This window comes from Massilia sp. W12 (assembly GCF_037300705.1).
Classification (GTDB): domain Bacteria; phylum Pseudomonadota; class Gammaproteobacteria; order Burkholderiales; family Burkholderiaceae_D; genus JACPVY01.
Map to the genome: position 1 here is coordinate 1,319,461 of NZ_CP147776.1, position 13,926 is coordinate 1,333,386.

At 54.5% G+C, this 13,926-nt stretch carries 7 protein-coding genes and 1 pseudogene; 5 read left to right on the forward strand and 3 right to left on the reverse strand.

The window, feature by feature from the left end; genetic code table 11:
* The first annotated feature begins 26 nt into the window (after positions 1-26).
* Positions 27-2,822: pseudogene (locus tag V8J88_RS05435) on the forward strand (IS5 family transposase).
* 551 nt (positions 2,823-3,373) lie between these two features.
* Here V8J88_RS05435 and V8J88_RS05440 read toward each other — a convergent pair.
* Entirely contained in the window at positions 3,374-3,631 is a 258-nt protein-coding gene (locus tag V8J88_RS05440; RefSeq protein WP_338848284.1) for a hypothetical protein, read from the reverse strand.
* A gap of 223 nt (positions 3,632-3,854) precedes the next feature.
* Between V8J88_RS05440 and V8J88_RS05445 the strand changes: the two genes are divergently transcribed.
* On the forward strand, positions 3,855-5,201 hold the full coding sequence (locus tag V8J88_RS05445) for an IS5 family transposase (protein ID WP_338844876.1): 1,347 nt from the start codon (positions 3,855-3,857) through the stop codon (positions 5,199-5,201).
* A gap of 2 nt (positions 5,202-5,203) precedes the next feature.
* Here the strand turns inward: V8J88_RS05445 and V8J88_RS05450 are convergent, their stop codons facing one another.
* Together V8J88_RS05450 and V8J88_RS05455 are read right to left on the reverse strand one after the other, a co-directional pair.
* Positions 5,204-6,091: a hypothetical protein gene (locus V8J88_RS05450; protein ID WP_338848285.1), complete on the reverse strand. Its 888-nt coding sequence runs from the start codon at positions 6,089-6,091 to the stop codon at positions 5,204-5,206.
* A gap of 61 nt (positions 6,092-6,152) precedes the next feature.
* Positions 6,153-6,905 (reverse strand): helix-turn-helix transcriptional regulator, encoded by a 753-nt coding sequence (locus V8J88_RS05455; protein WP_338848286.1) that lies wholly within the window; start codon positions 6,903-6,905, stop codon positions 6,153-6,155.
* Between the two features lie 183 nt (positions 6,906-7,088).
* Between V8J88_RS05455 and V8J88_RS05460 the strand changes: the two genes are divergently transcribed.
* From V8J88_RS05460 to V8J88_RS05470, 3 genes are all read left to right on the forward strand, one after another.
* Positions 7,089-7,775: a LuxR C-terminal-related transcriptional regulator gene (locus tag V8J88_RS05460; protein WP_338848276.1), complete on the forward strand. Its 687-nt coding sequence runs from the start codon at positions 7,089-7,091 to the stop codon at positions 7,773-7,775.
* A 193-nt stretch (positions 7,776-7,968) separates the two neighbouring features.
* Positions 7,969-13,521 carry an RHS repeat-associated core domain-containing protein gene (locus tag V8J88_RS05465; RefSeq protein ID WP_338848287.1) on the forward strand — a complete coding sequence of 1,851 codons (5,553 nt, stop codon included), beginning with the start codon at positions 7,969-7,971 and terminating at the stop codon, positions 13,519-13,521.
* Positions 13,509-13,886, forward strand: coding sequence for a hypothetical protein (locus tag V8J88_RS05470; protein ID WP_338848288.1), 378 nt, complete (start codon positions 13,509-13,511; stop codon positions 13,884-13,886). Before V8J88_RS05465 ends, V8J88_RS05470 begins: the two co-directional genes overlap by 13 nt.
* Positions 13,887-13,926: the final 40 nt, after the last annotated feature.

Sequence of the window (13,926 nt, forward strand, 5' to 3'; positions counted from 1 at the left end):
GCGCTTGAAAGCGTTACACTTCAGGCATGGATTTCATTGCGCAAAAACACCGCTTGCAACACACCGAAGGCATCCCGTCCCCGCTACGGGAAGAGCTGTTGGCGCTCATTGAGCAAGCCACGCAGGCAGAGCAAAAAGCTGCTGCATTCGCACAACGCGCCACACATGCAGAGCAGCAAGCCGCACAAGTGCAAAGCTATGCGGATCAACTGCGCCAGCAAAACGAAAAACTCCATCAAGAAGTCACGTACTTGCGCCGCATGCGTTACGGCATCAAGAGTGAGCGCATGGCTGACAGCACGCAGCGCGATTTGTTTGAGCAAGATTTGGATGCCGATATTGAGGCGCTGCAAGCCGAGTTGGATAAGCTCGCAGCAGCGTCCCCAAAAAAAGAAGCGGTCAAACAAAAGCGCCCTGGTCGCCTGCCGCTGGCGGCGCACTTGCCGCGCGAAGACGTGTTGCACGAGCCGGCCAGTTGCGACTGCCCGGAATGCGGCAAAGCGATGCGCAAAGTTGGCGAAGATGTCACAGAAAAATTATCGGTGCAGCCGGCAGTGTTCAGCGTCAAGCGTCACCGCTATCCGAAATATGCCTGTCAGGCTTGCCAATCCATTCATCAGGCGCCCAGCGCACCGTCGATTATTGACGGCGGCGGCGTTGAGCACGATGTGCTGGCTTGGTTGCTGGTGTCGAAATATCTCGATCATCTGCCGCTGTATCGCCTGGAGCAGATCGGTGAGCGCCATAATGTGCCCCTGTCCCGCACCAAGCTGGCGCAGTGGGTAGGACGTACAGGCGTGGCGCTGGCGCCGTTGGCGGATCGCTTGGCGCAATTGTTGCGACAGCGGCGCTGCTTGCATGCCGATGAAACGCCGGTGGCGCAATTAGCGCCGAAAACCGGCAAAACCGAGCGCGGCTATCAATGGGTGTACCGCAGCAACGATATGGAGCCTGGGCCACGGATTGTGGTGTATGACTATCAGCCATCACGCCAGGGACAGCACGCGCGCAACATGCTGGCGGGCTGGAGCGGCTATTTGATGGCGGATGCGTATTCCGGCTATCAGGCATTATTTGCTGGCGGCGTGGTGGAGCTGGGCTGTATGGCGCATGCGCGGCGCAAATTCTTCGATTTGCACGCAGCACGTCCAACGCCCATCACCACCGAAGCCTTGCATCGCTTTGCTCAGTTATATGAAATTGAGCGCGAAGCAAAAGACATGTGCGTAGAACAACGCGCGGATTTGCGACGGGAAAAAAGTCTGCCTCTGTTAGCGGAATTCGAGACCTGGCTGAATGAAACCAGCGCCCGCGCCAGTCCGTCCTCCGGCTTGCAAAAAGCGATCGTGTACACCCTCAGCCGATGGCCTGCGCGGGTGCGCTATGCACACAGCGGGGATTTGCCGATAGATAATAATGCGGCGGAAAATGCCTTGCGCCCGGTGGCCATCGGGCGCAAGAACTGGCTGTTTTACGGCACAGAACGCGCCGGCCATCGCGCCTCTTGCATCATGTCTTTGCTGGCCACGGCAAAGCTTAATGGCCTTGATCCATACGAATGGCTGCTTGATACGCTCAACAAATTGCCCACTTGGCCAGCCAATCGCTTGGATGAGCTATTGCCGCTTGGGTCTGTGATTCAGGTCTGATCGAGATGGGGGCGTTGGGCGCTTACTCTGCAACACACATTTGCGTTATCTGACGAAGATGTTGTGTGGGGATGGGTTGAGAATCCATATTGGCAATTGTTTTGCGGGGAAATTTGGTTTCAACATCACCCGCCAATTGACCCCAGTTCGCTGACGCGTTGGCGCAAACGGATTGGAGAAAAAGGTCTGGAATGGATGCTGACGCAGACAATCAAAGCAGCAGAAAAAGCCAAGGTGGTGGAACAAAAAAGCTTTGAGAAGGTGATCGTTGATAGCACAGTGCAAGAAAAAGCGATTACGTGGCCAACCGACGCAAAATTGCTGGAGCGCGCCAGGCAGCATCTGGTCAAATTTGCCATTGAGGAAAAGTTGGATTTGCGGCAAAACTATAACCGTGAGGCGCCAAAATTAGCCGGGCAAGTAGCGCGTTATGCTCACGCCAAGCAGTTCAAACGCATGCGCGGCAGTTTAAAGAAGCTCAAGACGCTGGTGGGGCGCGTTTATCGGGATGTGGAGCGCAAGCTCGCCAACAAGTCTGAGAGCGTGAAGCAGAAAGCCAGCGACTTGCTGGCCAAAGCGAAGCGCCTGCTGACGCAACAAAAAAATGACAAGAATAAACTTTATAGCCTGCATGCGCCGGAAGTTGAATGCATCTCCAAAGGAAAGGCCCGGCAGCCATATGAATTCGGTGTGAAGGTTTCGATTACGGTGACACACAAAGAAGGCTTGGTGGTGGGGATGCGCAGTATGCCCGGCAACCCATACGATGGCCATACTTTATACGAAGCATTGGAACAAGCGGCCATCCTGACAGATACCCTTCCAAAAGAGGCATTTACAGATTTGGGCTATCGCGGCGGCACAGCGCCAAGCGGCGTTAAAGTCTTCCATCGACGTTTAAAGCGCAACATCACAGCGCGACTTCGGCGGGATATCCGACGGCGAAGCGCAATTGAACCGGTGATTGGACATATGAAAAATGACGGAAGATTGAGCAGAAATTGGTTGAAAGGCGCTGATGGTGATGCCTTTCATGCTTTGTTATGCGGCTGCGGCCACAATCTGCGCATGATCCTCCGAAAGCTCCGGCTTTTTTTGGCCTTCCTTGCGTTTCTTTGCAGCTTCAGATTTCCTGAGGGAAAACCTTGTCTGACCGCAGATTGCATTTGTTGACCTTAATTTGAATTGTTCAGGGCCGACTAATGATGCCGAAGCTGCACTCGCAGTTTCTCGAATTCTTAAAGAAGAGTGCTTATCTGGAAATGTTATTGTTGTGTGGACAGATGCAAACATTATACCAATAATCATTGATTGCTTGCAGCTTGCAAGATGTGCAACGCAAATATGCGCAGAGGATTGGGATTGCTGGATATTTCAAGAAGGTGAAAAATGGATAATAGAGAAATACCACGAAGGAGAGATTTATTTCTCAAGGGGTAATTAATGCGAATGAGAGACTATTTAACCGGGTGTTGAAAAAACCTCGGCCAGAGCCTGTCAGCATCTTTTTAATTCATCGAACGCCGTGCCGTCATTCCCGAAATTTTTAGCGGGAATCCAGTCTTTTGCAAATGGATATCGCTTGAGCTTCCTGTGATCGATCGATCTCCGACCTTACTAATTCACTTCATGAGCAGATGCCGACCAAAGTATTTCAGCATTAGCGCTTTGCGTGAATCGTTGTGGCTAGCTCTGAATATTTATTTTGCGACTTGCATCCACGCTTACTCATTCCTGAAAAAGTTTTTTCTGGATGCCGCACTTTTTTGCCGCGCTTCAAATTCCAATGCTTCAGCTCTGGCGTACAGTTGTTGGCTGTAACGGAAAATGCCGACAGGATTGTTATTTAAGATCAACATCAATTCACCATTGACACCTTTGATGGAAAATTTGCCAGCTTGGCCATGGCTTTCCATGTTTGGGTGAATCTTCCAGTTTAATATGCAAGGGGGCGTCTCAATCTCCATTGAAATGGCAGCCATTAATTTTGCTTGTTCAAGATCAGGAAATGGACCAATATGATTTTGACTATCAACTGAATAGAACCAACCCTCATTTTCACGATGAAGCAGGATTTCTTCATTAGTCTCCCCTGAACAATTCCCAACCTCCTGATTTTATTGAAAAAAATTGAGGAATGGAGACCGCAGAATTGCAAGAAATGATTAAAATAGAATTCATTTCCGGCAAAAAGCGGAGGGGCAAATGGGGCCGAAACCGACGGGGACAGTAAGCGCGGATATGTTCCGACAAAGGCTTGATGAGTTGGTCAACCCCAAACATCCATTGGTGAAGTTGGCCGATTTGATGGATTGGAGCGTGTTCGAGAGGGAATGGACGACGCATTTCCCGTCATCGCGAGGCAGACCAGCAACTTCTACGCGCCTGATCGCAGGCCTTTTGTATCTGCAACACACATTTGCGTTATCTGACGAAGATGTTGTGTGGGGATGGGTTGAGAATCCATATTGGCAATTGTTTTGCGGGGAAATTTGGTTTCAACATCACCCGCCAATTGACCCCAGTTCGCTGACGCGTTGGCGCAAACGGATTGGAGAAAAAGGTCTGGAATGGATGCTGACGCAGACAATCAAAGCAGCAGAAAAAGCCAAGGTGGTGGAACAAAAAAGCTTTGAGAAGGTGATCGTTGATAGCACAGTGCAAGAAAAAGCGATTACGTGGCCAACCGACGCAAAATTGCTGGAGCGCGCCAGGCAGCATCTGGTCAAATTTGCCATTGAGGAAAAGTTGGATTTGCGGCAAAACTATAACCGTGAGGCGCCAAAATTAGCCGGGCAAGTAGCGCGTTATGCTCACGCCAAGCAGTTCAAACGCATGCGCGGCAGTTTAAAGAAGCTCAAGACGCTGGTGGGGCGCGTTTATCGGGATGTGGAGCGCAAGCTCGCCAACAAGTCTGAGAGCGTGAAGCAGAAAGCCAGCGACTTGCTGGCCAAAGCGAAGCGCCTGCTGACGCAACAAAAAAATGACAAGAATAAACTTTATAGCCTGCATGCGCCGGAAGTTGAATGCATCTCCAAAGGAAAGGCCCGGCAGCCATATGAATTCGGTGTGAAGGTTTCGATTACGGTGACACACAAAGAAGGCTTGGTGGTGGGGATGCGCAGTATGCCCGGCAACCCATACGATGGCCATACTTTATACGAAGCATTGGAACAAGCGGCCATCCTGACAGATACCCTTCCAAAAGAGGCATTTACAGATTTGGGCTATCGCGGCGGCACAGCGCCAAGCGGCGTTAAAGTCTTCCATCGACGTTTAAAGCGCAACATCACAGCGCGACTTCGGCGGGATATCCGACGGCGAAGCGCAATTGAACCGGTGATTGGACATATGAAAAATGACGGAAGATTGAGCAGAAATTGGTTGAAAGGCGCTGATGGTGATGCCTTTCATGCTTTGTTATGCGGCTGCGGCCACAATCTGCGCATGATCCTCCGAAAGCTCCGGCTTTTTTTGGCCTTCCTTGCGTTTCTTTGCAGCTTCAGATTTCCTGAGGGAAAACCTTGTCTGACCGCAGATTGCATTTGTTGACCTTAATTTGAATTGTTCAGGGCCGACTCATTATTATATGGTGTGCACATAATAATATGATTTCCATCTTTTCCAATAGCGTAGCACATGGCACGGTCAAAGTTAGCTTCATTCGCCGCTGGTCGTGGAGAATTGCAGACAACCTGAGCATAATGCTCGACCAATATTACTTGCTCTGCAGTGGCGGTTTGTAATTTGTCGAGAATACGTTGGCAAGTTCGACTGATATCGCTGTTTCCTGCTTTCATGGCGGTCAATTGTGTGAGTGCGGATAGTCGGTCTTGTGCTATCTTTACGATACGGTTGATGATAATATTTCCCATTAAGCATGTAAATGATGCAAAAATAATCATTGCAATTAGCGCGCGCATTTCTGCACGCTCTGATTGAGAGGTAGGAGAATAACCATGCCAAGTGACATAAATAAAGCAGATGGAACAGAGTGTCAAAATTCCCATTGGCATTTTAATTGCCAGACGCCATGGTTTTAAATGAGATAACGCAGTAATAAACCCATGATCAGGCCAACATATTCTGCACATCTTGATCACACCAATAGAAGAATTGGCGATTGACCATATCCTGCTATCAAAACCAAACCACCATAGTATAAATCCAATAATTTGGATTGCCGCATCAATTGAGTAAATGATAATAAAATCTTGCAAAATGGGAATTTTTTTCTTCAATTTGAGGCTGAGTGTAAGCAAACAAGCTGAAATTATTCCGGTTTGCAATGCTAATGCTATGTAGAAATTCAAATCGCTTACAAGCGAATTCGTTAGTTCAATGAAGTAACGTTCCCCATTAGCCAACCATGCGATTGCAATTGCTAACCTCAATGACAATTCTTTGCTGATGTCGCTGAATTCTATGTTTGATTGATTCATGTCTAATATCACTTCATATTACTTACGCAAAACTGGCTGGAGAGAAGGCGCTGAAGCTAACTCACGCCGACTTCGCCTGCACCTGCGCTATATCAAACCCCAGTATCTGATCAAAAAATGCGCAGCCCTCCGCGCTCTGGCATGCTGTCGCCAATTCCACCTCGCTCACCTCTGCCGGCGTGGCGGCTATCTCCAGCGCAGCCAAGGCCGCTTTTTGCAAACGTTCAGGCGCTTGCCGGAAATGCGCAATGCGGGCGCGCGCTGCCGCAGAAAACACCGTGTGGCTTTGCAACAGAGCCAGCGCGGCTTGCAAACCTTGCGGCGTGGCGTGTTGCGCGGCTTGCAGCAAGTCATGAAATTGCCGCGCCGCGCTGTTTTCGTGGATCTTGCATAACTGATCCAGCGCGCTGTGCAGGCAGTCCGGGCGCAAGCCGCCATCGATCAAATTCACCAGCGTCAAAAAGACTTCACCGCGCACATGCGACGGCAGTTTGGCAAAAGCCGCATGGCGCTGGCTCACATCCAGCGCCAGACTGGCGGCGTCTGCGCTGATGCTGTTGCGCTGGCGTGGCATACGTTGCAAGCCGGCGCGCGCGGCTTGCGCCACACATTCCGGTAAATCCAATTTGGCAAGTTCGGCCATATTCACCATTTCAGCGACCGAAGGCGCGTGCCGGCCCGATTCCCAGGCCGAGACGTTCGGCTTTTTACAGCCGTAACGCTCGCCAAACGCATCCTGGCTCTCGCCCAGAATACGCCGGCATTGCTGAACAAATTCACTGATGATCTGTGCGGGTGGGGGAGTGGTTTTCATGATCTGCGGAGTATAACTTCGATGCAAAAAACTGACAAATCAGATAAATTTTACAGTTTCATTGAAGAGTTCACATAAACAAAATATACTTTGCAAACTTTTGCAAACCATAGCCGCATGCGTGCCAGTCTGGTCAGGCGTGTTGGCATGGTAAGGGTGACCTTCATCTCAATAGGAGAAATCATGCATACATTATTATTGCTGAGCGATTATGCTGCTGTGGCCCAAGGTTTGAGCGTCATGCTGGGGCCGGAATATGTTCTCAAAGCCTTGCCGCCCCATGCCACACTGGCCGAAGGCCTAAAGCAGGGCGATCATGCGCTGGTTTTGCTCGATACCCAATGGCGCGGCGGGCAGCACTTCGGCATTACTTTGCGCCAATGTGTCAGCTATAAAACCCCGACCGTGCTGTTTGGCTATTCCTTGTATTCGCACACCCTGGCCGACGCCATCATTATGGGCGCGCACGGCTATTTACCGCCGTCCACCCAGCCGGCAGAATGGCGCGCCGCCTTGCAACAAGTGCTGGCGCAGCAATATGTGTTTTCGCCGGATCAGGTCTTATCTACGGTGCGCCACATGGGCGAACTTGTGCCGGAATTGAGCGAGCGCGAACGCGGTATTTTGGATTTGCTCTTGCTCAACGAAAATATGGAAAACCTTGAAATTGCTAAGAAACTCAATCTGTCCACCGGGCGCACCAAAAATGTTCTGACCGGTATTTATCGCAAATTCAATGTGGAAACCCGCCATCAGCTGATTCATGTCGCGCGTCAACGCGGTTATTACCCTGGCATGCCTTTGGAAATGTACGCCAAATTCTTTAAAAAATACGGATTACAAAAGCCGCGCCGTGCGCATGGCGCTTGAGCGGTGGATGCAATTGCGTCATGGCCGGGCGGGCGCAATATGCTAAAGTGCGGGCAAACTGATTCGCCTGTCGCCATGCCGTCTTCCATGCTCACCCATCGCTGCCAAGCGCAGCTCATTGCCGCTACCCGCCAGGCCATCCAGATGGCGCCGGGCGGCTTGGGGTTGCGCCGCCCCCCGCTGGAGCCGCGCCATGGCTAAAGAAACCGTCACCCAATCCAGCCGCTTCTTTTGCGTGAGCTTAGTGCCGGATTTTTGTAAAACGCCGGTCGGCCCCGCCACGCCACCCTTGCCTTACACCATCAAGGGCGAATTCAAACAAACCAGCAAGCCCAGCAAAACCCTTAAAACGCACAGCGAGCCGGTGTTTTTGCACAATACAAGCGTGATTCCCACCGTCACCGGGGACGAACCCGGGGTGGCCAAGGGCGTCAAGAGCAATACCGTGGGCAAACGGGTGGAGAGCCTGCGCTTTTCCAGCAGCTATGGCGCAAACAACACCAAGACCATCGAAGTTGGCCACATGGTGTGGATGAATGACCGCAACACAGTGGGACAGATTCAGGAGCGCGGCGCACAGCCGGCCAAGCCGACCCAGGCCGACTGGACGGTTAAATTTCAACAAGGCTTTAAACAGACCGAACAAAAAGTCACGCAAAAGCTGCAAGACTTGTCCAAACAAGTGAATCAAAAGGTGAAAGCCAGCAGCAACGCCTTGCTGGATCAAGGCGCCAGTATTTTGCAAAGCATTCACCAGAAAGCAGAAAACGTGCGCATCAGCTTGCAACCGCTGGCGCGCGAGTGGCAAAACGGCAAATCGCAAGCCTTTCACGCCTTTGGCCAGGATGCCATGGACACCGGCGGTAAAATCGGCGTCGGCAGCGCGGCGCTGGGCGTAGCCGGCTTGGGCGTCGGCGCCACCGGGATTGGCGCGCCGGTGGCGGTGGTGATGGAAGGCGGGGCCGCCGCCGGCGGCGTAGTGGCCGCCGGCGTAGGCGGAACCGGGGCCGTGGTCGATTCCGGCGCCACCTTGCTGGACGACGCAGCCAACTTCATCCTCAACGGCAAAACCCCGGATTTAGTGGCCAGCGCCAAACAAATCGGCAGCAATGCATTGCAACTCTTACCCATCGCCAAGCTGCGCGGCCTGGCCGGCAAACTCTTGCCCAAGGGCGCAGCGAAAGCGCCCAAGCCCGGCGCGCCGGCCCCCAAACCGCCCGCCAAGCCACCCAAACCGCCGGCCAAAGACCCGCCAGCCAACCGCAGCGGACGCGATGGCGGCAAAATCAAACCGGGTAAAAAACCCAAGCAAGACAAGCCCAAGGACGAGTGTCCTAAGAATTGCGCCACTGGCGGCGCCAATCCGCGCCCGGTCAAATCACGCCGCCCGGTACACTTTGGCACCGGTGAAGAAATTCTGTATCAGACCGATTTCGTCACGCGCGGCAGCCTGGGACTGGAATGGACGCGCTGCTACCGCTCCGGCAGCGCAGCGCAAGACTGGGGCGTGCTGGGCGCACGCTGGTCTTTACCCTACAGCGCCAGCCTGTCGATCTCGCGGCGCGGCATCGTGTATCACGACGCCAGCGGGCGCGCGCTGCGTCTGCCGCGCATCGCAGTTGGCGAGCGCCATGCTGTCCCCGGCGAAGGTTTTACCTTGGAGCGCAGCAGCGAGACAGAATGCATCCTGCATTGGCAGGACGGCAGCCAGGACCGCTTCACACGCGGCCCGGATGGCTGGCTGCCGCACGGGCATGATGGCGTCAACGCCATGCTGCGTCCCGGCGCGCCATTGGCGGTGCGCAGCTATCACTTAAACCGGCATCAAGCCGCCAATGGCCAGGGCTATCGTGTGCTGCGCGACTTCGCCGCCGCCCCCGGCGCGGCGATGCTCGAAGTGCAGGGCGACGACGGCACGGTATTGCGCGCGGTGCGCAGCCAGAGCGCGGCGCAACACAGCCCGCACAGCCAACCAGTGATCGGCGAAGTCTGGCAACTCTTCGAGGATGGCGCAGCGCAATGTATGGCGCGCTATGAATATGGGACAGAAGACTGGGCCTGCGCCGCGCCGCCGCCAGGCTTCGCGCCGCTAGCCGACAGCTGGCCCGGCGGCGAGGAGCAAGTAGCGCAACACGCCCCCGCCTTGGCAAACCAGGGCTTGCCGCATCCGGCCTTCCTGCAACTGCCGCCACGCTTAAATCTGACGGCGCAACGCAATGCCCTGGATGCGCGCCGCGAGTATGCCTACCGCCTGCACCTGCTGCAGCGCTACACCGATTATCTGGGACATGGCTTCACGCTGGAATGGATCAGCCTGGAGGCCTTGCGCGCCAGCTGGCGGCGCGACTTGAGCAGTATGACGCCGGAACAATGCGCCGCATGGCAAGCCGAGTGCGCAGCCCATGCGCCGATCCGCTTAAGCAGCAGCCAGCAAGCGCGCGCCATCGTCAGCGGTGCGGAGGACGGCGCGGAGCGGGTGCAGATCCGCTATCTGGATGAAGACAGCACCGAAGTGACAGAGGCCGACGGCAGTCGCCATCTGTACTATTTTAATGACGCCTGGCTGGTGACAGCCTACCAGGCATGGCAGCCCGGCATGCAAGATGAACCGGAACGCCCGGTGCAACTTGGCAAACGGCGCTGGAGCCGCGAAGGCTGGCTCTTGAGCGAAAGCGACGCCAACGGACATACCGAACAATACAGCTACGATGCGCATGGCAATTTGATTGAACAAATCGACGCCTGCGGCGCGCGCACCCGCATTGAGTATGACGCCGGCAATCGGCCCATCCGCATCCAGGATGCGCTGGGCGGCGAGACCCGCATGGAGTGGGACGCAGGCGGGCAACTGCTGCGCCACATTGACGCACTGGGACACTGCACCGCCTATGCCTGGGATGCACAAGGACGCTTAAACGGCGTGCAAGACGCGCGCGGCGGCCAGACCCGTCTGCAATACGATGCCGCCGGGCGGCTGATACGGCATACCGATTGCTCGCAACGCAGCACGGAATACAGCTACGACCGCAGCGGCAATTTGCTGCGCCAGACCGATGCCATGGGACAGAGCACCAATTACCGCTACGATGCGCTGGGCCGCCTGCTGCAAGTGATGTACCCCGATGGACTGAGCGAAACCCTGGAATGGGACGCGGCTGACAATTTAATCTGTCACACTGACACAGGCGGAGCGCAAACGCGCTATCGCTACAACAATCTGCAATTGCCGGTTGAGCGGATTGATGCGCTGGGGCAGCGCATGCGTTACGGCTATGACGCCATGGGGCGTTTGAGCATGCTGGAAAACGCCAACGGCGAGCGCTGCAGCTTTGCCTACAACCGGCAAGGCTGGCTGATCCGCGAAACCGGCTTTGACGCTAAAGTGACAGAATACCAATACGACGCGGCGGGCCGGCTGCAAAGCAGCGCCAGCGCCGGCGCGCAAACGCACTATGTGCGCGATGCGCTGGGCCGCATCTTAGCGCGCAACAGCGCGGATGACACGGTGCGCTTTGATTGGGATGCGCTGGGACGGCTCACCGCCGTGGAAAACCGGCACGCCAGCATGCGCATGCGTTATGACGCGCTCGGACGCCTGCTGGAAGAGCGGCAGCTGCTGCGCCTGCCAACAGAGATCCGCAGCGCGATGCAAACCCTGCATGCGCAAGCGGCAGCGCAAAATAATCAGCAAAACAATCAGCAAAACAATCAGCACGCTAACCAGCACGCCAGCGCAGCCGCCGCCGCCAGCGCAGCCAGCCAAGACCATGACGAACTGCCGCACAGCATCGCGCTGCTGACGCGCCACGAATACGACGCCTTAGGCAACCGCACCGCCAGCGTGCTGCCAAACGGGCGGCGGCTGGACTGGCTGCGCTATGGTTCCGGACACTGGCACGGCGCCCTGTGGCAGGGACAGGAAATCGCCCACATCGAGCGCGACGCGCTGCACCGGGAAGTGCGGCGCAACATCGGCTACCGCCGTGGCGCACAGCAAAACAGCCGTGGCATTGAACTGGAAAAACACTACGACGCACAATCGCGCCTGTCCCGCTTCGCACTGTACAGCGCACATAGCCAGCAAAGCCGCAGCTATGAATACGACCGCGCCGGCCACCTGCAGCGCATCACAGACAGCCGGCGCGGTTTGCAAGAATACCGCTACGACCCGCTGGGCCAATTGCTGCAAGCCACGCAAAGCGGCCACACCGAACGCTTCGCCTTCGACCCGGCAGGCAATTTACTGCAAGAAGGCAGCGCCAATCAGCCCAACGCAGCGCCAAACACCGGGACAAACACCGGGCCAAACGCAGCGCAAATCAGCGCGCCGCCCGGCCTGGGCCGGCTGACCCACAATCTGCTGCAACAATGGGGCGGCTGCCGTTACGCCTACGACAAACAGGGCAATATGATCAAACGCAGCCTGCAGCATGGCAGCCTGGAAGATCAGAGCGAATATGCATGGGACGCACAGCAATGTTTAAGCAGCATGCAGCGCAGCTACGCCGGACGGCGCTACCGCGCGCATTATGTGTATGACGCCTTCCAGCGCCGCATCGCCAAATACGTACACAGCGCGCGCCACGACGCGCAAGGCCGGCTGCAGGAAGAAGGGGCGGAACTGTATTACTTTGTCTGGGATGGCGACGTACTGCAGCAGGAAATCCGCTTCACCCAGCACCTGCCGGGACAGCCGGCCATGCACAGCGCCAACCATAGCGGCCGGCACAGCGCCAGAGATTACGACAGCGCCGACCTGCCAAGCCCGCACGCCACCCGTCCCCTGCCGGCGGGACAGGGGGAATGCACCACCTATCTGTACGAAGCGGACAGTTTCGTGCCGATGGCGCGCACAGTGAGCCGGCACGAACAGGAGGAATTCGCCGCCAGCGCAGTGTATCTGCCGCCGGCGCCAGGCTGGGCCAGCGCACGCGATCAGCTGGCGCAAGCGCAAGCCTGTGACAGCCATTGCCAGGCCCTGCAACACGCGCGGGAAGAATGGCGGCACCACCAAATCCAGGCGATCAGAGAAGAACGCGCGGCGCGCCTGGCGGCGCAAGACGCACAACTCTACTACCACTGCGACCACATCGGCGCCCCGCTGGAGCTGTTGGACGAAGACGGCATCGCACAATGGTCAGCGCGCCGCCTGAGCTGGGGCAAGCTGCACGACATCCAGGACAAACACGCCAGCCAGCCTTTGCGCTTCCAGGGGCAATATTTCGATGCGGAAAGCGGTTTGCATTACAACCGCTATCGTTATTACGACCCGGAAGTGGGAAGGTTTGTTTCGCAGGATCCGATTGGGTTATTGGGTGGGGAGAATCTTTACCAATATGCGGAAAATCCGATTGATTGGATTGATCCATGGGGCCTGTCAAAGTTAAGAAGCGCTAAGACTATTAGATATAGTCAAAATAGCATTGGGCGTAATTTTTCGGATGATTCAGATTGCGTCAATAGCTTAATATATCAATTAAAAGCAGAGCCAGGCTTTGCAAAAGAAATTGAGCCAATTAGGCTGATACGATTTAAAGATTTATCAAATGATGTACAGAAGAAGCTGATAGAAGGTGGTGCTAAACCAAATATGATTTTCTCATTGGATAATAGGCGATTGTATGCGGCAAAAATGGCAAAAGTCAAGGTAAATACGAGGTGGGCAACAAGAGACGAGATTGAACGGTTTGCTCATATTAAACGATTTTCAACAACGAATGGAGGTAAATCAGCATGTCCGAAATAAAATGTCTTAATATAAACACACCATTTGGAGTGGCACGGACTAGAGAGGCATATACTTTGAAAGAGGTATTGTTTGAGCCTAGAATTAGGAGTTTGACATTGAGATTTAATGTTGCTGTGCAGCCAGAAAAAGCAGCCCCTCAACGACATGAACTAGCCGTTCGATTTAATTCTGTTCATTATTTTGAAAGTATGGATTATGATGATGGAGAGTATTCTTATAGCAAGTACTCGAACTCTTGCTTTGATGAGTTGTTGCCAACTCTGTCTAAAAAAAAGGGGAAAAATACATATATAATATGGTTTTACGATAATGCTTTCAGGATTGATGCGGGTGGATATTCATTTTTAATACAAGAAACTTGAAAGAACCAGGCTAAACACGCCAACCAGCCTTTGCGTTTCC

What these genes read in the sequence shown, in the direction of transcription:
- V8J88_RS05440 (WP_338848284.1), bottom strand. Translation starts at nt 3,631, where the DNA reads ATGGCTGCCATTTCAATGGAGATTGAGACGCCCCCTTGCATATTAAAC.
- V8J88_RS05455 (WP_338848286.1), bottom strand. Translation starts at nt 6,905, where the DNA reads ATGAAAACCACTCCCCCACCCGCACAGATCATCAGTGAATTTGTTCAG.
- V8J88_RS05470 (WP_338848288.1), top strand. Translation starts at nt 13,509, where the DNA reads ATGTCCGAAATAAAATGTCTTAATATAAACACACCATTTGGAGTGGCA.
- V8J88_RS05445 (WP_338844876.1), top strand. Translation starts at nt 3,855, where the DNA reads ATGGGGCCGAAACCGACGGGGACAGTAAGCGCGGATATGTTCCGACAA.
- V8J88_RS05450 (WP_338848285.1), bottom strand. Translation starts at nt 6,091, where the DNA reads ATGAATCAATCAAACATAGAATTCAGCGACATCAGCAAAGAATTGTCA.
- V8J88_RS05460 (WP_338848276.1), top strand. Translation starts at nt 7,089, where the DNA reads ATGCATACATTATTATTGCTGAGCGATTATGCTGCTGTGGCCCAAGGT.
- V8J88_RS05465 (WP_338848287.1), top strand. Translation starts at nt 7,969, where the DNA reads ATGGCTAAAGAAACCGTCACCCAATCCAGCCGCTTCTTTTGCGTGAGC.